This window comes from Campylobacter sp. US25a, from assembly GCF_004379075.1.
Lineage (GTDB): Bacteria > Campylobacterota > Campylobacteria > Campylobacterales > Campylobacteraceae > Campylobacter_D > Campylobacter_D jejuni.
In genome coordinates, this window is the sequence record NZ_RYYM01000009.1 from 56,727 (window position 1) to 78,608 (window position 21,882).

Genomic DNA, 21,882 nt, shown 5'->3' on the forward strand with positions numbered 1-21,882 from the left:
ATTAAGCTTTGCTAAATATAATTTTAAAAAATTATTATCAGGAGTTACAATGAGAAGCGATGCGATAAAAAAAGGACATTTAAAAGCACCTAATCGTTCTTTACTTCGTGCTTGTGGTTTGAAAGATGAAGATTTTGACAAACCTTTTATAGGTGTAGCAAATAGCTATATAGACATAATCCCAGGGCATTATTTTTTAAATGATTATGCTAAAATCATTAAAGATGAGATACGCAAAAATGGTTGTGTGCCTTTTGAGTTTAATACCATAGGTGTAGATGATGGTATAGCTATGGGGCATGAAGGTATGCTTTATTCTTTACCAAGTCGTGAAATTATCGCAAATTCCATTGAAACAGTGATGAATGCTCATCAACTTGATGCTTTAATCTGTATCCCAAACTGCGATAAAATCACTCCTGGTATGTTAATGGGAGCTTTAAGGGTTAATGTTCCAACCATTTTTGTAAGTGGTGGGCCTATGGCTTCAGGAGTAACCAAAAAAGGAGAAAAGATCAGTCTTAGCTCTGTTTTTGAAGCTGTAGGGGCTTATGAAGCCAAAAAAATTAGCGAAGAAGAATTTAAAGACATAGAATGTTCAGCCTGTCCAAGTGGTGGATCTTGCTCGGGAATGTTTACGGCAAATTCCATGAATACCTTATGCGAAGCTATGGGTATAGCACTAGAAGGTAATGGAACCATTTTAGCTTTAAGCAAAGAAAGAGAAGAGCTTTTAAGAAAAGCAGCGCGTCGTATTTGTGAAATCGCCTTAGATGAGCGTTTTAAAATTCGCAATATCATCACTCAAAAAGCCGTGCGTAATGCTATGGTAGTAGATATGGCAATGGGTGGAAGTAGCAATACTGTTTTACACATGCTTGCCATTTCACGTGAAGCAGGGGTAGCACTAGATATTAAAGATTTAAATTTCATCTCAAGCAAAGTTGCACACATAGCAAAAATAGCCCCATCGCTAAATAGTGTTTATATGGATGATATCCACAAAGCAGGGGGTGTGAGTGCAGTTATGGCTGAAATTTCAAGCAGACAAGGACATATTTTAGAACTTGATGCACTGACTATCACAGGAGAAAGTCTCAAAGAACGCTTAAAAAATGCCAAAATCAAAGATGAAAATATCATTCGTAAGGTAGATAATGCCTACTCAAAAGTAGGTGGGCTTGCTATTTTGTTTGGAAATTTAGCTGAGCAAGGTTGTGTTATAAAAACCGCAGGAATAGTTGGAGAAAGAAAATTTAAAGGCAAAGCTGTTTGTTTTAACTCTCAAGATGAAGCTATAAAAGGCATCATTAAAGGCAAGGTGCAAAAAGGAAATGTTTGTGTGATACGCTATGAAGGTCCAAAAGGTGGCCCTGGTATGCAAGAAATGTTAAGCCCTACTTCACTTTTAATGGGTATGGGTTTGGGTGCTGATGTAGCTTTAATCACTGATGGTCGTTTTAGTGGGGCTACAAGGGGTTTAAGCGTCGGTCATATTTCCCCTGAAGCAGCTGAAGGTGGTCTTATAGGACTTTTAAAAGATGGAGATGAAATAGAAATTGATGTAGATGCTTATACCATCCATGCAAATTTAAGTGAAGAAGAAATCACTCAACGCAAAAAAGAATTTGTATTACCTCAAAAAGAAGTGCCTTCAAGATGGCTTAGAATGTATCAAAAACTTGTTAGCAATGCTAGTAAAGGTGCGGTTTTGGATATGGAATGAAAGGAAACCTTTCATTCTTCTATTTCTTTGGTTATACGATTTCTTATATCTCTACGAACTATTTCCATGCCCCACAGCCAAACAATATGTCCAAAAATTTCAGACAGGTGTTCATCAAAAGGAATTTCAGAAAGTGGTGGAACTTCTGCAATTAAAGGCATTACAATAACATGGGCAAAAAGATAAACAAAAAATCCAAAAACTGCACCTTGCCACATAGTAATACGGTGCCATTTTTCCGCTATCATACAATAAGCCACTCCAAAAACAATAGAAAAACCAACATGCACTATAAAAATTGACAAAGGCATTTGCATACCTGAAAACATATAAGTCCAATCAGTAGGTAAGCCTAGTTGTTCTAGAAAAATTTTAGGTGGAGTAACGCGTTCTAAAGCATCTGCTGGCCAAAAAACATTGGGATTTCTTGGAGGAAAAGGTACTTCCCACCCCCATTTAACAATAGCTCCGAAAATACCCGCTAATATACCTATGAAAAAGGCTAAAGTATAGCGCTTTTGAAAGTATTTTTTCATAATAACTCCTTTATATTTTATACAAAATAAAATTTGAATTTATAATATTTTTATTTAAAATATATTGAAAATAGGAGTATAAAAATCTTATTTAAATTTTAAAATACTCTCTTAAACTTTCACAAATTTCAAAAAAATTCACCCCATCTATAGTAGGATTTTCTTTAAAAAACTCATGCATTCCTAAAAAACCACTTTCAAGTTCTTTAGACTTTACACCATAGCTTATACTAAGTCCTGCTTCTATAAAAGCAGCGATTTTATCACAGTATTTAAGCGCCTTACCATCTATAGCGCCAAATTCATTTTCATTAAAAGAGCTTAAACTTCCGCTACAAAGTTCTATTTTAGCATTTTTATAAGTGCGATTTTCAAACTCATTTTTTACAAAATTCGACTCATCGTTTCTACCTTCTCTAATACCTAAAATATAAGAAAACTCAGCCCTTAAACCCTCAGGCACAAAGGGTAAAATTCTTTCATTAATAAGTTTCATTTCATAATCATTTATGATATCATGAAGCCCATCAATACCGTATTTTACAGGGCTGATAATATCACGTGTTAAAGACTCTGGTAAATCATGAAACAAAGCACAATAAAAATTATTCTCAAGTCTTTTATCGCAAGCCTTGATTTTTAGTGAGTAAAAATATCCTAAAATCGCCACCACAAGCATATGTCCTAAAACCGCAGTTTCTGGTATGCGTGGAGTTTGAGCCCAACGCTTTTGAAAGCGAAGTCTTCCGCTAAGATCAATAATTTTTGCAATTTTTTGATTTAAAGCGATTTTTCTAGCTCCTATAAGTTCATAGTAATCTTCTAATTCTTCTTCAACTTTGTTTTTAATCTCATCAATATCATTTAAAAAAGCTGAGGTTTGATAAACTATGTTAAATTCCCATCTTGTAGCAAAATACGAAGCTGCTTTTAAGATAAGTCTTTCTTTAGCATAAGCATTGCCGTTTAAATACGCTTCAAAACGCTTTAAAAACTCTCCTTCTTCTATATCTTCTATCATAGGTTCGATTTTGCTTAAAACCCAAGCATTAACTTCAGCTTTTTTTTGACGCACGATTTCATGATACACATCAGGGCGTATATCAGTTACTACCACACGACTTAAAAACTCAAAAATTCCCCCTTCTATAATCACTCTCATATCCACATCTTTTTCCATTTTAGCGATAAAATATGCGATGATGAATTTATGAGCTTGTTTGTCAAGTTCCACTAAATTTGCCATTCTTGGATAATCATTCCAACGACTGATAGAAGCGGCTTTAAAAATGTGTTCTATGAGTTTTATGTTTATCATGCTTTTACCTTTTTTGCAATTTAAATTTAAAAATTTTCGTTAAAATTGCGAAATTATAGCAAATTTAAGGATAAAAATGAGCAAAAAAGCACTTTGTATCATAAGTGGCGGTATGGATAGTACTTTGTGTGCTTATCTAGCCAAAAAAGAAGGTTATGAAATCATCGCTTTGCATTTTGATTATGAACAACGCACTCAAGAGAAAGAAAGAGAATGTTTTAAGCAAATTTGCAAGGCTTTAAAAGTAGAAAAATCTTATATTTTAGATGTGAGTTTTATCAAAGATATAGGGGGTAATGCCTTAACCGATAAAAGTATAGACATTCCTAAAAATGAGCTTTGTATAAGTGATACTCCACCTATCACTTATGTGCCTTTTCGCAATGGAATTTTCTTAAGTATAGCAGGATCTTTGGCTGAAAAGGAAAATTGTGAGAGTATTTTTATAGGGGTAGTAGAAGAAGATGGCAGTGGTTATCCTGACTGTACTGATGAGTTTATACAAAAGGCACAAGAATTTATCAATGAAGGTACGAGTAAGAATTTCAAAGTTTATATAAAAACTCCGCTTGTTAGACTGAACAAAGCTAAAATTGTAGAACTAGCTTTAAAAGAAAATGTGCCTTTAGAGCTTACTTGGTCTTGTTATGAGAGTGAAGATGAAGCTTGTGGGGAGTGCGATAGTTGTTTGCTTCGTTTAAGAGGTTTTGAAAAAGCAGGATTTAAAGATAAGATCAAATATAAGTCCTAGTTTTCACTAGGACTTAAAGCTTAGTTTAGAGTATAAAGCTTGTTTGCTCCATCTTGATAAGAAAGAATGTTGATTTTTCCATCTTTAAAGAAAATGCTTCTAGCATTAGTGATAGAGCTTGGGAAAGCGATAGTTTTTACTACTTCTTCCTTAACTGGATCAATTACGGCAATCACATTGTGATTTTTACTAAGTGCATAAATTTCTCCATCTTTAAAAGTCATAGAAGTTACATAAAGATCGCCTAAAGTTTTACCTTCTTTAAGATTCGCTTTTGGAGTAAATTCTCCTGAAAGAACACGATCTTTTAAAGAAACTTTAGAGATTACAAAAGTTTTAGCGTCTTTGTTGTTTGGAACAGTTGCAAGATAAAGATAATTTCCATCTGTAGTCATGCTTGCTACATGGTTAAATTTTGCTCTTACAGTATCAAGTCTTCCACGACCTAAACCTTCGCCTTGGCCTTTAAATTTATCATTACCTTTTACAAAATCAGCGTATTGTTTAGCGATATCTTCTTCACTTGCATTAGGATTTTTTGCAAATCTTAAGAAAGATTTGTTTGAGCCCATAAGAATGAATTTATCGTTCATATAAGGTATGATGCCAATAATTGGATCGATAGTAGCTGAAAAATAAGGATCAAGCTCAAAACCTTCTTTAACGCTAAAATTATTATCTAAGAAAGCCACATCCCATTTAGAGCTTGCTACAAATTCATTGTTGATATAATCAAGAGTATTGATGGCTTTGTCAAAATTTATAGTTTGTTCATTTGTGATTTTAAGCTCATCATTGATTTTTGCAAATGGAGCATTGTTGATATCATTATCAAATTTTATGCCAAGTTTTTCACTTGCAGGTGCAAAAGCATAATCAGGAGCTTTAACATCGCGCTTTCCTAAGAAAGAAATATTTTGCCATAAACCATTCCAACCTTCTTTACTCCAAATGATGTATTTTGGATTTAAGCTAAATCTTACAGGATCGCCTTGTCCCACATAAGGAGGAATTCCTGTGCTTACAAAAGCTTGGAAAACATTTGAAGCTACTACAATCGCACTGATAACTACAGCTGCGAGAGAAAATTTCGTATATTTTCTAAATTTTTCTCCATTTAATTCTGCTTCAAAAGCATTAAATTTAGGAGCAAAAGCAAAAATCACACCTAAAAGCAATACAACAGCCCAAAATACCACTTCAGCCCAAAAATAAGTATGGATACCAAAAACTGCTAAACCAAAACCTTGATCTAAATCTCTATGAGCGTGATTGCCATAGTGAGCAAAAGATTGATAAAGGCCTACTGCTGTCATGATTAAAAGAGCAGCAAGGTATTTACCTTTCATACCATAACGAACAATGAAAAGCGCCATCACACCGATAAAGATCATTGCTTCTCTTTGTCCCCAGCAAAGTGTGCAGGGACTATCACCCAACATATAACCAAATACAAAATTTGCAATACCTACAGGTAAGAGTATGATCAAAAAGCCTGCTAAACACATTAGTGTGTAGAAATTTTTTGTTTTATTGATTTCGTTCATTTAGCCCTCCCTTACAGATTCATTATTGTTAATAGTGCGCCTGTTTTGTGGCCAACATAGAAAAAAACCATTAAAAGCCAAGCTACCATTACTAAACCAAAAGCCAAATTTTCTTTTTCTGGTTTTTTGATAATCAGTATCAAGGCGATTAAAACTAATAAAAGTTCAAGAAACTCCATAGTATCTCCTTATGAAATAAAAACCGTTAATTTTACTTTAAAAACATAAATTAAAGATAAATTTTTTATTAAAATTTCGTGTTAATTTAAATTAACACGAAAAAAGTTACTGAAAGCTACTTAATTTTTCAGAGAGTTTAGACGCACCATTTAGAACATTTTGAGAGATATTATTGATTTCGGATGATAAATCTTTAACAGAATTTGCAAGTTCATTAACCTTGTCTATGCTTGTTCCTAGGATAAGCATTTTATCTTTTACTTCCATGCTTTTATCTTTCATGGTTTGGGTTGATTCTATAGAGCTTTCTAGTTTATGCATAGAATTTACAAGTTCTTGTTGTAAATCATTGGTTTTTAAAGAGGTTTCTTTCATAGAATCATGGATAAGATCCATCAAGGCTTTGTTGTCATTGATTTGTTGGACTATAGCATTAACAGTAGCATTTATATTTAAAAGAGATTTACTTGTTTTATCGGCAAGTTGACCTACTTCATCAGCAACAACTGCAAAACCGCGTCCATGTTCGCCCGCTCTTGCAGCTTCAATAGCTGCATTCAAGGCAAGTAGATTGGTTTGATCGGCTATATCTCTAATAGAACTTGTAATTTCTATGATGTTATCTGCACTTTGAGTTAGATTATCCATATTGGCTACTATATTTTGCTCTTTTTCATTATTTTCATTTATTAAATTTACAAGTTCAGATAGAGTAAGTTCTACCTTATCCATCAGTATGTGCATATCTTGCATATTTTCTATGCTTTCTTGTGCTAAATTTCCCGCAAGATTGATATGATCATCTAAGACATAGGTGATTTCTTTAACGCCTTGAATTTGTTCATGTTGTGAATTAGAACTGTTTTCAAGCATCATAGAGTTGTTTTTGAGCTTTTGTGAATTTTGATGACTTGATTTGGCATTTTCTATGGCTTCTATGATTGAGTTTTGAACGGTGGATATAAATGAATTAATATATTGAGCACTTTGTCCAAGTTCGCTTTTTGGATCTATATTTAAACGAGAGTGTAGATTGGCTTCTTTACTAGCTAAATTAGCGCTTAGTTTTTCTAAAGTATGAATTGGCATGATGACTTTTTTTAGTGTTAATAAAATAAAAAATACAAATAATACAAGAGTGATTCCAAATACTGTTAAAGCGATATAAAATTTAAATAAATTAGATTGTTCTACAGCATTTTGAGTGAAAGCGTTAAGTTGTTTTAACTCTTTCATAAGAGAATTATTCTCATAAATAGAAGAATTATCTTGCATAATAGAAATCTGTTTTACAATCATTTTATAGTGTTTTAGAAAAAGTTGTAAATTTTCACTTTTTGTATCGTTTTTGATTTCTTTCATAAGGCTGTTGAGTTGATTGAGTGTTGTTTTTTGCAAAATACTTTCAGTTGAAAGAACGCTTAACATGGAGCTCATTGTTCTATAGTTGTTTTTATTTGTTTCATGGTTTTGTTCTAATTCTTCAAAATAATTTTTAGCTAATTCAAACAAATAAAGTTTTGAATTTACCGCTATGGAATTTGCGGATTTGAAATAATTAAGCTGGATTAGTTTGGCATTAAAAATTTCTTCCGCTTTGCTTATATCAATCCCAAAAGTTTTAAGTTTTTTAAAGTTTTCTTGCATTTTTTTTATTGCTTGAACACTTGGATCATAGTTAATAAAATTAAAACTATTTTGAAAAACGGAATTGATTTTTTCATCTGAAATTTGTAGCTGCTGAACTATGTTTATTAAGTCTTTATTATCTTTAGATGAGGAGTAGTTGTTAAAAATAATACCTAGCAAAACAAGAATAAAAGCTAAAACTAGCGTAGATAAAATAATAAATTTTATCAAAAATGAACTTTTTTTATTTGTCATGATATTCTCCTGTCAAGCTTTCTAGGAATGCAACTATATTATCAACTGTTTTTTGATCTAAAAATTTTCCTAGTTGATAGTAAGCCATAAACTGAACACAAGCATCTAAAGTAGGTATAGAACCATCATGAAAATAAGGCGCGGTTTTGGCTATATTTCTTAAACTAGGAACCTTAAATATCATTTTATCAGCTTCTCTTTTTGTGATTTCATAGCGTCCTAAATCTTCTTGATTTGGGTATTCTTCAAAAATACCGATTTTTTGAAACATATTTCCACCTATATTTTGACCTTGATGACAAGAAATGCAGCCATTAGCTTTAAAATCTTCATAACCTTTTTTAGCTTGAGCTGAAATAGCATTTTGATCTCCGCTAAGATAGCGATCAAAAGGAGAATTTGGAGTGATTAAGGTTTTTTCAAATTCTGCAACTGCAAGAGCTATGTTTTCTACCGTAACTTCTCCATAAAGTTTTTTAAAAGTTTTTACGTAATCTTCATTAGAATTAACTTTTTGTAAGAGAAGTTCAGGACTTAGTCCCATTTCTTTTGGATTAAAAAAAGGCACTTTTGCTTGTTCTGCTAAATCTTTGGCTCTACCATTCCAAAATTGCACAAAATTAAATACAGAGTTAAAGGTTGTGGGAGTGTTAAAAGGTTTATCAAGTTGATTATCGGTTCCTATTGAAAATTCAAGTCCATCAACGCCGTGTTGATCAAGCCTATGGCAGGTATTACATGAAACTTTTCCATCTTTGGATAAGCTTTTATCCATATAAAGACTTTTTCCAAGCTTAGCTTTTTCTTTATCATAAGGGATGGAATTTGGAATAGGGGTTATCATATCTACTGCAAAGACTATATTTGCATAAGATAAACATAAAATTATTATTATTTTTTTCATAATAAATTTCTACCTTAAGTTTAAATTTCTCAGAATGTCATTATACTTTAATTTTGGTAAATTGTTTAATATATTGATATTTTTTATTTAATGTTTTTTTATTTTATTGCAAAGTTCTCCTAAATTTTCTATGACACAACGTACTTTATCTCCTGATTTTAAAAAAGTAGGTGGATTTAACCCCATGCCCACTCCACTAGGAGTTCCCATAGATATAATACTTCCAGCTTTTAAAAGCATGCCTGTGCTAAGTTCTTCTAAGACATAAGCAATATCAAAAATAAACAATTGGGTATTAGAGTTTTGGCGCAGTTCATCATTGACATAGCTTTGAAGTTGGAGTTTAGGAGGATAAGAAATTTCATCTACGCTTGTGATATAAGGTCCCATTATAGTGCTACCTTCAAGACTTTTTGCTCGGTAGAATTGTTTGTGGCGTTTTTGAAGTTCGCGAGCTGAAATTTCATTGATAATAGTATAGCCAAAGATATAATTTTTTGCATCTTTAGCTTTGATTTTATAAGCATCTTTACTTAAAATAAATGCAAGCTCACATTCATAATCAAGCTGAGAAGTTACATCTGCATGTAAAGGTATATCGCCAAAAGGTGGCGTAGCTTGATTGCAGCGTTTTCCAAAATATACAGGATATTCTCTTTCTTCAAATTTTTCACCCTTAAATTTGGCAGATTCTTTGGCATGATCTAAAAAATTAATCCCAAGACATATAATATCTTGACGAGGTTCTATAATAGGGGCTAGATAATTTTCTTTTGGAATTTCATAGGCTATTTTAGAATCCAAGTCTGTAAGCTTGTGTTTAAATTTATCAAAATAGATAATAAATTCATTCATATCGTTAGTTTCAATGCCAAGATCAGCAAAACTTACAATTTTTCCACTAGAATTTAGTACTCCTAGATTGGGTTTTTGATCCTGTATAAAATTAACAAATTTCATTAGAAAATCTCGCTTTTTTATTTAATTATACTTAAAGTTTTAGCAAGAATTATTTTTTTGTTTTAAAATTTGGTAAAAAAGTGATTGATTGTAGCGTAGTGAAACATCATTTTATTTTATGGAATTGTTGAAAATTTCTTTTATGTTTATTTTTGAGTTGATATCAAAATTTTGATTTTTATATTGAAATTTCAAACGATAAGAATGCAAACACAAACGCAAGGCACCTGTAAGTTTTAAGCGTTCTTTAGGATTTAATTTTTCATCTAAAATGCTTTCGATTTGTTCTTTGCTAAGCCCATAAAGCGGATCTCCTAAAATAGTATGGTTTTTATAGTGCAAATGCACTCTTATTTGGTGTTGCCTGCCTGTTAAGGGTTTGCAAAGTAAAAGAGTAGCGTTGATTTTAGGAAAGTATTCTAAAATTTCAAATTCAGTGATAGCCTGTTTTCCTTCTTTGCAAATTTGCATTCTTGTTTTTACATCATCGTAGTTTTTAGTTAAATTTATAGCTTTATCAACTATAAAATTTTCTTCTATTTTTCCATGAGCTAGAGCAAGGTATTCTTTTTGAACTAGTTTTTTTTCAAATAAGCTTTTAAGATCAATTTGTGCTTTTTTATTTTTGGCTATAAGTATAAGTCCGCTCGTTTCTTTATCGAGCCTGTGTGTTACGCAAGCTTCTTTTCCCCAAAGATGCCAAATTTCATCACTAAGACTGTATTTGCAATGTCTACCATTTGGATGGCTTAAGATCCCACTTTCTTTTTCAAGTATGGCAAAGTCTTCATTTTCAAAGACAATTTCTACTCCTTTGGGGTTGTTTTCATAGACTATAAGCTCTACTAAACCATTTAAAATTTTATTCTTTTCTTCTACTAAAATTCCATCACAAAAAAGTCTTTTTTTGTCTATGAGTTTTTGTGCTTCATTTATGCTAATTTTTAAATTTTCCATAAGGACTTGAAACGCCTTTTTTCCATTATTTGAGAGTTTTATTTTTATGTAGGCCATTTAATAACTTTCTTAGGATAATTTGATATAATTTCCGTTTTTTAAAATATAAAATTATAGCTAAAAAGGTTTCAAAGATGGTTGAAAGATATAGCAGAGAAATCATGGCTAAAAAATGGGACATGCAAGCAAAATATGATGCGTGGTTAAAAGTAGAATTAGCTGCTGTAAAAGCTTGGAATAAACTCGGTCTCATTAATGACACAGACTGCGAAAAAATTCTTAAAAATGCAAAATTTGATATTGCAAGAATAGACGAAATAGAAAAAACCACAAAACACGATGTTATCGCTTTTCTTACAAGTGTAAGTGAAAGTTTGGGAGAAGAGAGTCGTTTTGTGCATTATGCAATGACAAGTTCTGATTGTATAGATACAGCTGTTGCTTTACAGATAAAAGAGAGTTTGGAGCTTATTTTAGAAGATGTTTCTTTGCTTTTAGAAGTGATCAAAAAGCGTGCTTTGGAGCATAAAAACACCTTAATGGTAGGAAGAAGTCATGGAATTCATGGAGAGCCTATCACTTTTGGTTTGGTGTTAGCTATTTGGTATGATGAAATTTTGCATGCAAAAGAGCTTTTAGAACATGCAAAAGAAGTGATAAGCTATGGAAAAATCAGCGGTGCAATGGGAAATTTTGCTCATGCACCTTTGGAATTTGAAGAAGAAGTTTGTAAAAATTTAGGTCTTAAAGCCGCTCCTGTTTCAAATCAGGTGATTCAAAGAGATCGTTACGCTCAAGTTATTTCTGCTATTGCGATTTTAGCTTCAAGTTGTGAGCAAATCGCTGTAGCCATAAGACATTTTCAAAGAACTGAAGTTTATGAGGCTGAGGAGTATTTTAGTGTAGGACAAAAAGGAAGTTCAGCTATGCCACATAAAAGAAATCCTGTTTTAAGTGAAAATATCACAGGACTTTGTCGTGTGCTTAGATCTTTTGTAACTCCAGCTTTGGAAAATGTTGCACTTTGGCATGAAAGAGATATATCTCATTCTAGCGTTGAAAGATTTATTTTGCCTGATGCTTTTATCACGGCTGATTTTATGCTTATGCGTCTTACAAATTTGATTGATAAGCTTTTGGTTTATCCTGAAAATATGATGAAAAATTTAAATCTTACAGGCGGGCTTGTATTTTCAGGAAGGGTGCTTTTAGAGCTTCCATTTAAAGGCATTAGTCGTGAAGAAGCTTATAAAATAGTTCAAAGAAACGCTATGAAAGTTTGGGCAGATTTGCAAAATGGCAAGGCTGCTATCAATGAAAAAAATGAAAGTTTGTTTTTGTTAGCGCTTTTAAGCGATGAAGATTTAAGAAAAAGTTTGAGCGAAGAGGATATAAGAAAATGTTTCGATTATAACTACTATACAAAAAATGTTGATGCAATTTTTAAAAGAACATTTAAATAAAAAGCAAGGAAGGCAATGAAAGTTATTAAAAGAAATGGTCGTACAGAAGAATTGGATGTTTCTAAGATCAAAAAATGCACCTCTGATGCTGTAAAAGATTTAGAAGGTGTGAATTTAAGCGAACTTGAACTTGATGCAAAGATTCAATTTCGTGATGGAATTTCAACTGAAGAAATTCAAAAAACTTTAATTAAAACTGCAGTAGATAAGATAGATATTGATTGTCCAAATTGGACCTTTGTTGCAGCTAGACTTTTTTTATTTGATTTATATAAAAAAGTTAATGGTATGAATCGCTATAATCATTTGCGTGAGTATTTTCAAAAGGGTGAAAAAGAAGGAAGAATTTTACTTGGTCTTAAAGAAAAATATGATTTAGATGATTTAAATGCTTATATTAAACCTGAACGCGATATGCAATTTACTTATCTTGGTATTAAAACTTTATATGATAGATACTTGATTAAAGATAGTAAAGGTATGCCTATAGAACTTCCTCAGCAAATGTTTATGGCCATTGCGATGTTTTTAGCGCAGAATGAATTTAATCCTCAAGAATGGGCGAAGAAATTTTACGATCTTATTTCTAAATTTGAACTCATGCTTGCAACTCCGACTTTATCTAATGCAAGAACAACACGCCATCAGCTTAGCTCTTGTTATATAGGATCAACCCCTGATAATATTGAAGGTATTTTTGATTCTTATCAAGAAATGGCTTTGCTTTCTAAATTTGGTGGTGGTATAGGTTGGGATTGGTCTAAAGTGCGTGCTATGGGTGGAAGCATAGATGGGCATAAAAATGCCGCAGGAGGGATTATACCTTTCTTGAAAATTACTAATGATATTGCCGTGGCAGTAGATCAACTAGGAACCAGAAAAGGGGCTATAGCGGTTTATATAGAACCTTGGCACATGGATATAAGTGATTTTATTGATTTGCGTAAAAATTCAGGCGAAGAAAGACGCCGTGCTCATGAACTTTTCCCTGCTTTATGGATCAATGATCTTTTTATGAAAAGAGTAAGAGCTAATGATAAATGGACTCTTTTTGATCCTGCAGATACAGCGGATTTGTGTGATTTGTATGGTGAAGCTTTTGAAAAACGCTATGAAGAATATGAAAAAGATGAAAGCATTACCAAAGAAATCGTAGAAGCTAAAGAGCTTTGGAAGAAAATTTTGCTAAATTATTTTGAAACAGGCTTGCCATTTTTATGTTTTAAAGATAGTGCCAACAGAGCAAATCCAAATGCTCATGTAGGAATTATTAGAAGTTCAAATTTATGTACTGAAATTTTTCAAAATACCGAGCCAAATTATTATCAAATTAAAGTAGTTTTTGAAAATGGAGATGAGCTTCATTTTGATGAAGAGCAAAAGGTTGTGATCGATGGGGGATATGAAAAACCAGCCAAAAAAATCTCAACTTTAGATAGTATTGAAGGTAATAAAGTTTATATAGTGGAAAAATATAAAAATGATGGAAAAACAGCCGTTTGTAATTTAGCAAGTATAAATCTTAGCAAAGTATATACTAAAGAAGATATAGAGCGTGTTGTTCCAACAGCTATTCGTATGCTTGATAATGTAATTGATTTAAATTTTTATCCTCATAGAAAAGTAAAAGATACAAATTTAAAATCTCGTGCCATAGGTCTTGGAGTTATGGGCGAGGCACAAATGCTTGCTGAGGCTAAGATTCATTGGGGAAGCGATGAGCATTTAAATAAAATCGATGAGATTATGGAGCAAATTAGCTTTGAGGCTATTAATGCGAGTTCAAATTTAGCTCTTGAAAAAGGTTCTTATGAAGATTTTGAAGGATCAAATTGGAGCAAGGGGATTTTTCCTATTGATGTAGCAAGTCCTAAGGCTAAAGCTTTAACTTTAAGAGAGGGCTTATTTGATCAAAGTGAATGCGACTGGGTTAAACTTAGAGAAAAAGTTAAAAAAGATGGTATGAGAAATGGTTATTTGATGGCCATTGCGCCTACTTCTTCTATTTCTATCTTGGTGGGTACTACGCAGACTATAGAACCTGTTTACAAAAGAAAGTGGTTTGAACAAAATTTAAGTGGTATGATACCTGTTGTTGTGCCAAATTTAAGCCTTGATACTTGGCAATACTATACTCCAGCCTACGAACTTGATCAAAAAATTCTTGTAAAGGCTGCTGCTGTGCGTGGTAAATGGATCGATCAAGGGCAGAGTTTAAATATCTTTTTATCACTTGATAAAGCAAGTGGGGGATATTTAAATGAAATTTATCAACTCGCTTGGGAGCTTGGAGTAAAATCTACTTATTATTTAAGAAGTGAAAGCCCTGATAGTGAAAAAGTCAATGTTGCAGATCGTAGCATAGAATGTGAAGGTTGCCAATAAATACTAAAACCCAATGAAAAGCATTGGGTTTTAAAAGATTAAGAATTGTAAATTTCTTTATCTAGAGCTTTTAGATTTTTTGCAGTACAAAGTGCCGAAGTCATAGCTCCTGAGACATTGCTTGCTGTTCTTGCCATATCTATAATAGGATCTATGGCTAAAATCAAACTTAGCATGACAAAATTATTACCAAATCCAATCCCTGCTAGCATAATAGAAGCTGCCATAGTTGCACTTCCAGGTACCCCAGCTATACCCAAGGATCCAATAACAGCTACCAAAACTATCATTAAAGCAAATGTAAAATCAATATGTGTATGTGTAGCAAAAGCTACAAAAACTGCTGCTAAAGCTGGAAAATATCCCGCACAACCATTAAGTCCTGTTGTTGTACCTATAGATGCTACAAAATTAGCTATAGCTGAATTAACTCCAAATTTATTTTGTAAAGTTGAAGTGGTCATAGGCAAAGTGCCTAAAGAAGATCTTGAGCTAAATGCAAATAACCATACAGGAAAGGCTTTTTTTACATATTTTATAGGGTTTAACCCTTGTGAAGCAAGAAGTAAAAAATGCACCCCAAACATTATAAACATAGCCATATAAATAAGCATTATAAAAAGTCCAGCTGTTTTGATAGCTTCAAAACCATTGCTTAAAAGCACATTAGCCATCATACAAACTACAGCATAAGGCATAAATCTAATAACTGTAGCAGTCATGTTCATCATAATATTATAAAAGGTTAGGATAAAATTATGAAAACTTTTAAAGGCTTGTTCATACTCTTCTTTTTTAGAAATTTTTTTAGCACTAATTCCTATAAAAAAAGAAAAAATGACAATAGCTATAATATTTTCTTTATTAATAGCCGTAATGATGTTGCTAGGTATTAGCCCTAGTATAATATTTGAAAAAGTTTGAATTTCGCGAATTTGTTTATCTCCTTCATGTATGGCAAAATTACTTCCTAAATCAAAACTATAACCTAAAAATATACCCAAGGTTGCAGCTATGGCTGTGCTAAAGAGTATCCAAAAAAGACTTATTCCAAGCAAGGAGGATATTTTGATATTTTTATCAATTTCTATAATTACTTTTATAATGCAAATGCTTACAAGAGGAACAACCAGCATTTTTATAAAAGCTACAAAAACAGAACTTACAAATGCAAACCAATGTTTTGTTTCACTATACCAAAGAATATTACTTGCTTCTTTAGCATCTGGAAAATTTGCCAAATATTGCAAAGCAAAACCAAACCCCAAACCCATTAAAAGCGCAAATAGCATGCGAAGAGAAAAATTGATTTTTATATCCCGCATTTTTTTTAATGCGTAAAAAACAACACAAAGTATAGCAAGAGTAGCTATAGTATGAGCTTGTGAAAGCATTAGAAAATCTTTAAAAAATTGTTTATCCATAAAAAGTCCTTATAAGAAACTATAATCAAGCACAAGGTATATGAAAATATACTTGCATAAAGCTTGATTTTATAAATGGTAGCATAAAAATATTTTAAATAAGATAAAATTAGTATGATTTATTCTATATCTTTATGTAGGCAATGTTCAAATATAAATTTGTGTTCTTGTGGTAAGGCTTCAAATAAAGCATTTGCTAAATTTCTAATCTCCCAAAGAGCTGATTTTGAACTACGCAAAGATATAAAATTTTGTAAACTTCTTGCATTAATCGTTAGTGTAAGTTCGGTTTTATAGCTTTCTGGTAAGCAGTATTTGGCTATATCTAGACTAATGCTTTTTTGTAAAATAGTGCGTAAATTTTCTAAGGCTTTAATGCTTGCGTTATCAACCTCTTCATTACCACAAAGCACAAGATAACGGCTTGCATTTTCAAAATCTCCTATTTTAAACTCACCTTCATTGCGAAGTTCTTTTAAGGTATAACGCGTGCTTTTTACACTAGGACTAGTGTGACGGTGTCTTGCGACTTCTTGCAAACAAGCTCTTGAAATCCCTTGTATATAAAAAGTATAGTTTAAATGCTCTAAGGTTGAAGCGTGTTTGAATTTATTACCCACACGATCGATAAGTTCTTTATCTTTTTCGCCACCGCAATCGCCTTTTTCAAAGCTTTGCCAACAAGTTCTTGTTGCATGAGAACAAACAGATAATGGAGTGTGAAAAAGTAAAGTGATTTGCATGCTTATTCCTTTTTTGATAAAAATATTTTTTGTAATTCTTGCATTTTTTACTTAAAATTCTAATGAAATAAAAAGTTTTATCAAGTTATAATTAGATAAAAAAATAAGGCTTATTATCAATGAAACAAACAAAATATATTTTTGTAACAGGTGGAGTTTTAAGTTCTTTGGGTAAAGGGATAGCCGCAGCAAGTATTGCAACACTTTTAAAAAATTCAGGTCTTAAAGTGAGTATTTTAAAAGCTGATCCTTATATTAATGTCGATCCAGGTACTATGAGTCCTTTTGAGCATGGAGAAGTTTTTGTAACTGATGATGGAGCAGAAACGGATCTTGATTTGGGGCATTATGAGCGTTTTTTGGATGAGAGTTTATCTCAAGATAATAACTTTACTACAGGACGCGTTTATCAAAGTGTGATTGAAAAAGAAAGGCGTGGAGAATATCTTGGCAAAACCATTCAAGTTATCCCTCATATAGTAGGAGAAATCAAAGATCGCATTAAAAAAGCAGGAGAAGGCAAAGATATACTCATCGTTGAAATAGGCGGAACTGTTGGGGATATAGAAGGCTTGCCTTTTTTAGAAGCCATTCGTGCTTTGCGTTTGGAAGTGGGTAAAAATAATGCTATGAATATTCATCTTACTCTAGTACCTTTTATCAAGGCTGCAGGGGAATTAAAAACAAAGCCAACTCAACATAGTGTAGGCGAGTTAAGACGCATAGGTATTAGTCCTGATATGATTATTTGTCGTAGTGAAAAAGCTCTTGATAGAGATTTAAAAGATAAAATTGCTATTTCTTGTGGGGTGGAAAAAAATTGCGTGATAGAAAGTGTTGATGCGGCTAGTATTTATCAAATTCCACTTAATTTTTTAAAGCAAGATATTTTAAGTCCTATTGCTGAAATTTTGGATTTGAAAAATTTAAAACCTAATATGGAAAATTGGGACTCTTTGGTAAAAAGAGTTATAGCTCCAAGCAATGAAGTTAAAATCGCTTTTGTAGGCAAATATGTGGATTTAAAAGAAAGCTATAAAAGCCTTACTGAAGCTATTATACATGCAGGTGCAGCCCTAGATACTAAAGTGGAGTTAAAATGGGTAGATAGTGAAAAACTTGAAAATATGGAAAGTGCTGAAGTATTTAAAGATGTGAGTGGAATTTTAGTTGCAGGGGGATTTGGATATCGTGGTGTAGAAGGCAAGATAAAAGCCATTCAATACGCAAGAGAAAATAAAATTCCTTTTTTAGGAATTTGTTTGGGTATGCAGCTTGCTTTGGTGGAATTTGCTAGAAATGTATTAAAACTTAAAGATGCAAATTCAAGTGAATTTGATGAGAAATGCCAAAATCCTGTGGTTTATTTGATTGATGAATTTATGGATACAAATGGAGAAAAACAAATTCGTACTGCAAAAACTCCTTTAGGCGGAACTATGCGTTTAGGGGCTTATAAATGTGATATCAAGGAAAAATCCCTTTTGGCTAAGGTTTATAATGAAGCAAAAAGTGTAAAAGAACGCCACCGCCACCGTTATGAAGCAAATCCAAAATATAGGGTAGATTTTGAAAAACACGGTTTGATTGTAAGTGGCGAAAGCAAAGGATTGATCGAAGCAGTTGAGCTTAACTGTCATCCTTTTTTCTTGGCTGTGCAGTTTCATCCAGAATTTACATCAAGACTTGAGCATGTTAATCCTGTGATTTGCGGTTTTATCAAGGCAGCTATAAACTATGAAGATAATTAATAAAAATGAAATTAAAAAAATTTTGGCTTCACGCTTTGAAAAAGATTTGCATACCAAACTTTGTGATCTGCCTTTGCCATGCTGTTTAAAGGATGCATATAAAGCAGCTAATCGCATCAAAGAAGCTGTAGAAAAAAATGAGAAAGTCGCCATAGTAGGGGATTATGATGTTGATGGAATCATTTCTTGTGTTATTATGGCAGAATTTTTCGATGATATAGGTTTTGATTATATAGTAAGAATTCCAAATCGTTTTAAAGATGGATATGGATTAAATGCTGAGATTATCAACGAACTTGATGTGAATTTAATAATAACAGTAGATAATGGAATAGCTGCTCTTGAAGCAGCCAAACTCTGCAAAGAAAAAAATATAGATTTGATTATCACTGATCATCATATGCCTCAAGATGTTTTGCCTGATGCTTTTGCCATTATCAATCCAAAGCAAAAAGATTGTGATTTTCCAGAAATTGAAATTTGTGGAGCTCAAGTGGCATGGTATTTGATAGCAGCTTTAAAAGAAGTTTGCAAGCTTAAATACGATATGAGTAAATTTTTAGAACTTTTGGCGATTGCAATTATTGCAGATATGATGGAGCTTAGAGATTTAAATCGTGCTTTAGTAAGGCGTGGTATAGATCATATTAACAAATCTAAAAGAGCTGCTTTTCGGGCTATTAAGCATTATTATCAAAAGGATAAATTTGCTCTTGATAATATAGGATTTTTAATTGCTCCGCTTATAAATAGTGCTGGAAGAATGGATGATGCAAGTATTTCTTATGAATTTTTACACACTAAAGATTTTAATAAAGCTTTAGAATATCTAGAGCAAATTGTTAGTTTTAATGAAAGTCGTAAAGATGAAGAAAAACAGCTTTTTGAAGATAGTTTAAATCAAATCGATGAAAACGATTCTTGTATTGTGGTATCGGGTTTAAATTGGCATGAAGGGGTTTTAGGGATTGTAGCAAGTCGTTTAGCTAAACATTTTAATAAACCTGCTTTTGTATTTTCTCAAAATGAAGAACACTTAAAAGGTAGCGCAAGAAGTGTTGGCAAGATTGATATTTTAGCTTTAATTTCTAAGACAAATTCTATATTAAGCAATTATGGTGGTCATAAAGGTGCTGCTGGAATCAGTTTAAACTCTGAAAATTTTGAACAATTTAAAAATAAAATCAAAAAAGAATGTTCGCAAATTTCTGAAAGTGAATTTTTGGATACAGATGAAATTTTAGGAATCTTAGAACCTAGTGAAATTGATTTTGAAATGCTTGAAATTTTAGAATCTTTTGAACCTTTTGGACATAAAAATCCACGACCTTTTTTTGTTTTAGAAAATCTTTGTGTAAAAAATAAAAAACTTCTAGGTAAAGATGAAAAACACTTAAAGCTTATTTTAACCAAGGAAAATAAAACCATAGAAGCTTTATTTTTTAATTTTGATAAAGAGCCAGAATTGAATCAAAATATTTCTTTGCTTGGAAGTATTTCTAAGAATGAATTTAGAGGATTAGTAACTCCACAATTTGTTATTAAAGAAATTTTATAAAATTTATAAAATTTTTATTTATTATTTATTAATATTATATAAGTTTCATTAATGAAACGAATTTTAACAAAATAAGGGGAGAATTGTGAAAAAGTTACTATTGTGTGTATTAGTATTTTTATCTATAGGAGCATGTATGGCAGAAGCTAAACCAAAGATTGCTATTTTAGCAACAGGTGGAACGATAGCAGGTTCTATTGATAGTGCTGTTGCCACAACAGGTTATACAGCTGGGGTTGTTGGTGTAGATGTTTTAATCAAAGCAGTTCCACAAATTCAAGATTTAGCTAATATTAGCGGGGAACAAATAGCAAATATCGATAGTTCAAATATGCGTGATGAAATTTGGCTAAAGCTCGCTAAAGAAATCAATAAGCTTTTTGCCGAAGGGGTGGATGGTGTGGTTATAACTCATGGTACTGACACTATGGAAGAAACTGCTTATTTTTTAAATTTAACCATTAAAAGCGATAAGCCTGTAGTTTTAGTTGGCGCTATGCGTCCATCAACTGCTATAAGTGCAGATGGGCCAAAAAATCTTTACAATGCTGTAGCATTAGCTGCTGATAAAGAGTCTAAGGGTAAGGGTGTTATGGTAGCTATGAATGATAAAATTTTAAGTGCTAGAGGCGTGGTAAAAACCCATAGTTTAAATGTTGATGCTTTCTCTTCTCCTGATTTTGGGGATTTGGGTTATATAGTAGATGGTAAAGTCTTTTTCTATAATAATGTTACTAAAGCTCATACAAAAAACGCTCCTTTTGATGTAAGCAAACTCACAAGTTTGCCAAAAGTAGATATTCTTTATAGCTATTCAAATGATGGTAGTGGTGTCGCTGCAAAAGCTTTATTTGAACATGGAACTAAGGGTATAGTTGTTGCAGGTAGTGGTGCAGGAAGTATACATGAAGATCAAAAAAATGTTTTAAAAGAGCTTATGAAAAAAGGACTTGATGTTGTTGTAAGTTCAAGGGTTGTGGCAGGGCGTGTTGCTGTGAGTGATTCAGATAAAAAATTAGGTTTTATTAGTGCTGAAGATTTAAACCCTCAAAAAGCAAGAGTTTTACTTATGTTAGCGCTTACAAAAACAAGTGATCCTAAAAAAATTCAAGAGTATTTTTTAAAATATTAAATTTTTTAAATATTTCTAAACTTAGGGAAATTATCTTCCCTAAGTCAAGCCTTTTAATCCTAATAATAGTATATTATATCTTGCATTTTTTATTATCATTAAAATATAACCCCCATTTTTCAACCCACCAAATACTTATATAAATACTTACACAAATATTTATACTATTTAATCCTTTATTTAATCCCCTTTTAAGTTTAATTGGTTATACTTTCATTTCCTTTTTTTTGAAAAAAGGACTTAAAATCTTTTAAATTATAAAGTTTCACTAGCTTAGTAGATTTTATAAATTAACTCTTTTGGTTTTTATCTTATAAACTAAAAGCTTTTTTATAAATCTTGTTTTTTAATTTAAAAACTTTTCTTTTAAAAATGATTTTTTGTTTTGTTCTTTTAATTTAGTATTGTTATTCAAATCTTATTAGTCAATCTTTGAAATCTAAATAAGTGATCGATTGAGCCAGAAAGATTTAGGCATAAGTAATTATGTAAAATCTATTCAATCTAATTTAAAAAGATTAAAAGCTTTTCTTTTAATCTTTTATAACTTTTTCTTTGAAGAAAAAGATTAAACTATCTATAATTTTTATGGAGAGTTTGATCCTGGCTCAGAGTGAACGCTGGCGGCGTGCCTAATACATGCAAGTCGAACGATGAAGCTTC

At 32.0% G+C, this 21,882-nt stretch carries 17 protein-coding genes and 1 rRNA gene; 8 read left to right on the forward strand and 10 right to left on the reverse strand.

Annotated elements, in window-relative coordinates:
- The first annotated feature begins 49 nt into the window (after positions 1-49).
- A complete protein-coding gene (gene ilvD / locus ELQ12_RS07295; RefSeq protein WP_070274832.1) occupies positions 50-1,726 on the forward strand; it encodes a dihydroxy-acid dehydratase in 1,677 nt (558 codons plus the stop codon).
- A gap of 11 nt (positions 1,727-1,737) precedes the next feature.
- Here the strand turns inward: ilvD and ELQ12_RS07300 are convergent, their stop codons facing one another.
- Entirely contained in the window at positions 1,738-2,262 is a 525-nt protein-coding gene (locus ELQ12_RS07300; protein ID WP_002860860.1) for a YagU family protein, read from the reverse strand.
- A gap of 91 nt (positions 2,263-2,353) precedes the next feature.
- Entirely contained in the window at positions 2,354-3,580 is a 1,227-nt protein-coding gene (locus ELQ12_RS07305; protein WP_070274831.1) for an HD domain-containing protein, read from the reverse strand.
- 76 nt (positions 3,581-3,656) lie between these two features.
- On the opposite strand from ELQ12_RS07305, the gene queC reads away from it, so the two are divergent.
- Positions 3,657-4,331: a 7-cyano-7-deazaguanine synthase QueC gene (gene queC / locus ELQ12_RS07310; protein WP_002871557.1), complete on the forward strand. Its 675-nt coding sequence runs from the start codon at positions 3,657-3,659 to the stop codon at positions 4,329-4,331.
- A gap of 20 nt (positions 4,332-4,351) precedes the next feature.
- On the opposite strand, the gene dsbI is transcribed toward queC, so the two are convergent.
- The 6 genes from dsbI to ELQ12_RS07340 all read right to left on the reverse strand — a co-directional run bounded on the left by dsbI (position 4,352) and on the right by ELQ12_RS07340 (position 10,820).
- The gene (gene dsbI, locus ELQ12_RS07315; RefSeq protein WP_070274830.1) at positions 4,352-5,878 is read right to left on the reverse strand and encodes a disulfide bond formation protein DsbI; all 1,527 of its coding nucleotides are present in this window, start codon (positions 5,876-5,878) and stop codon (positions 4,352-4,354) included.
- Between the two features lie 11 nt (positions 5,879-5,889).
- The gene (gene dba / locus ELQ12_RS07320; RefSeq protein WP_002779270.1) at positions 5,890-6,057 is read right to left on the reverse strand and encodes a disulfide bond formation protein Dba; all 168 of its coding nucleotides are present in this window, start codon (positions 6,055-6,057) and stop codon (positions 5,890-5,892) included.
- A 106-nt stretch (positions 6,058-6,163) separates the two neighbouring features.
- A complete protein-coding gene (locus ELQ12_RS07325; RefSeq protein WP_002860864.1) occupies positions 6,164-7,942 on the reverse strand; it encodes a methyl-accepting chemotaxis protein in 1,779 nt (592 codons plus the stop codon).
- Positions 7,932-8,846, reverse strand: a complete 915-nt coding sequence (locus ELQ12_RS07330; protein ID WP_070233442.1) for a cytochrome-c peroxidase — start codon at positions 8,844-8,846, stop codon at positions 7,932-7,934. Before ELQ12_RS07330 ends, ELQ12_RS07325 begins: the two co-directional genes overlap by 11 nt.
- Before the next feature lie 87 nt (positions 8,847-8,933).
- Positions 8,934-9,806: a fumarylacetoacetate hydrolase family protein gene (locus ELQ12_RS07335; protein WP_053872890.1), complete on the reverse strand. Its 873-nt coding sequence runs from the start codon at positions 9,804-9,806 to the stop codon at positions 8,934-8,936.
- A 111-nt stretch (positions 9,807-9,917) separates the two neighbouring features.
- The gene (locus ELQ12_RS07340) at positions 9,918-10,820 is read right to left on the reverse strand and encodes an RluA family pseudouridine synthase (protein ID WP_052859117.1); all 903 of its coding nucleotides are present in this window, start codon (positions 10,818-10,820) and stop codon (positions 9,918-9,920) included.
- Positions 10,821-10,897: 77 nt separating this feature from the next.
- On the opposite strand from ELQ12_RS07340, the gene purB reads away from it, so the two are divergent.
- Positions 10,898-12,226, forward strand: a complete 1,329-nt coding sequence (purB, locus tag ELQ12_RS07345) for an adenylosuccinate lyase (RefSeq protein WP_052794729.1) — start codon at positions 10,898-10,900, stop codon at positions 12,224-12,226.
- A gap of 15 nt (positions 12,227-12,241) precedes the next feature.
- The gene (locus ELQ12_RS07350; RefSeq protein WP_002865087.1) at positions 12,242-14,611 is read left to right on the forward strand and encodes a ribonucleoside-diphosphate reductase subunit alpha; all 2,370 of its coding nucleotides are present in this window, start codon (positions 12,242-12,244) and stop codon (positions 14,609-14,611) included.
- A gap of 38 nt (positions 14,612-14,649) precedes the next feature.
- Here the strand turns inward: ELQ12_RS07350 and ELQ12_RS07355 are convergent, their stop codons facing one another.
- On the reverse strand, positions 14,650-16,035 hold the full coding sequence (locus tag ELQ12_RS07355; protein ID WP_002866786.1) for a cation:dicarboxylase symporter family transporter: 1,386 nt from the start codon (positions 16,033-16,035) through the stop codon (positions 14,650-14,652).
- A gap of 119 nt (positions 16,036-16,154) precedes the next feature.
- On the reverse strand, positions 16,155-16,778 hold the full coding sequence (thyX, locus tag ELQ12_RS07360) for an FAD-dependent thymidylate synthase (protein ID WP_002860160.1): 624 nt from the start codon (positions 16,776-16,778) through the stop codon (positions 16,155-16,157).
- A 119-nt stretch (positions 16,779-16,897) separates the two neighbouring features.
- Between thyX and ELQ12_RS07365 the strand changes: the two genes are divergently transcribed.
- From ELQ12_RS07365 to ELQ12_RS07380, 4 genes are all read left to right on the forward strand, one after another.
- Positions 16,898-18,529, forward strand: coding sequence for a CTP synthase (locus ELQ12_RS07365; RefSeq protein ID WP_002866785.1), 1,632 nt, complete (start codon positions 16,898-16,900; stop codon positions 18,527-18,529).
- The gene (recJ, locus tag ELQ12_RS07370) at positions 18,516-20,087 is read left to right on the forward strand and encodes a single-stranded-DNA-specific exonuclease RecJ (protein WP_002866784.1); all 1,572 of its coding nucleotides are present in this window, start codon (positions 18,516-18,518) and stop codon (positions 20,085-20,087) included. Before ELQ12_RS07365 ends, recJ begins: the two co-directional genes overlap by 14 nt.
- A 100-nt stretch (positions 20,088-20,187) precedes the next feature.
- Positions 20,188-21,219: a type II asparaginase gene (locus ELQ12_RS07375; protein WP_202032343.1), complete on the forward strand. Its 1,032-nt coding sequence runs from the start codon at positions 20,188-20,190 to the stop codon at positions 21,217-21,219.
- A gap of 585 nt (positions 21,220-21,804) precedes the next feature.
- A 16S ribosomal RNA gene (locus ELQ12_RS07380) occupies positions 21,805-21,882 on the forward strand; the annotation flags it as partial.

What these genes read in the sequence shown, in the direction of transcription:
- ilvD (WP_070274832.1), top strand. Translation starts at nt 50, where the DNA reads ATGAGAAGCGATGCGATAAAAAAAGGACATTTAAAAGCACCTAATCGT.
- ELQ12_RS07300 (WP_002860860.1), bottom strand. Translation starts at nt 2,262, where the DNA reads ATGAAAAAATACTTTCAAAAGCGCTATACTTTAGCCTTTTTCATAGGT.
- ELQ12_RS07305 (WP_070274831.1), bottom strand. Translation starts at nt 3,580, where the DNA reads ATGATAAACATAAAACTCATAGAACACATTTTTAAAGCCGCTTCTATC.
- queC (WP_002871557.1), top strand. Translation starts at nt 3,657, where the DNA reads ATGAGCAAAAAAGCACTTTGTATCATAAGTGGCGGTATGGATAGTACT.
- dsbI (WP_070274830.1), bottom strand. Translation starts at nt 5,878, where the DNA reads ATGAACGAAATCAATAAAACAAAAAATTTCTACACACTAATGTGTTTA.
- dba (WP_002779270.1), bottom strand. Translation starts at nt 6,057, where the DNA reads ATGGAGTTTCTTGAACTTTTATTAGTTTTAATCGCCTTGATACTGATT.
- ELQ12_RS07325 (WP_002860864.1), bottom strand. Translation starts at nt 7,942, where the DNA reads ATGACAAATAAAAAAAGTTCATTTTTGATAAAATTTATTATTTTATCT.
- ELQ12_RS07330 (WP_070233442.1), bottom strand. Translation starts at nt 8,846, where the DNA reads ATGAAAAAAATAATAATAATTTTATGTTTATCTTATGCAAATATAGTC.
- ELQ12_RS07335 (WP_053872890.1), bottom strand. Translation starts at nt 9,806, where the DNA reads ATGAAATTTGTTAATTTTATACAGGATCAAAAACCCAATCTAGGAGTA.
- ELQ12_RS07340 (WP_052859117.1), bottom strand. Translation starts at nt 10,820, where the DNA reads ATGGCCTACATAAAAATAAAACTCTCAAATAATGGAAAAAAGGCGTTT.
- purB (WP_052794729.1), top strand. Translation starts at nt 10,898, where the DNA reads ATGGTTGAAAGATATAGCAGAGAAATCATGGCTAAAAAATGGGACATG.
- ELQ12_RS07350 (WP_002865087.1), top strand. Translation starts at nt 12,242, where the DNA reads ATGAAAGTTATTAAAAGAAATGGTCGTACAGAAGAATTGGATGTTTCT.
- ELQ12_RS07355 (WP_002866786.1), bottom strand. Translation starts at nt 16,035, where the DNA reads ATGGATAAACAATTTTTTAAAGATTTTCTAATGCTTTCACAAGCTCAT.
- thyX (WP_002860160.1), bottom strand. Translation starts at nt 16,778, where the DNA reads ATGCAAATCACTTTACTTTTTCACACTCCATTATCTGTTTGTTCTCAT.
- ELQ12_RS07365 (WP_002866785.1), top strand. Translation starts at nt 16,898, where the DNA reads ATGAAACAAACAAAATATATTTTTGTAACAGGTGGAGTTTTAAGTTCT.
- recJ (WP_002866784.1), top strand. Translation starts at nt 18,516, where the DNA reads ATGAAGATAATTAATAAAAATGAAATTAAAAAAATTTTGGCTTCACGC.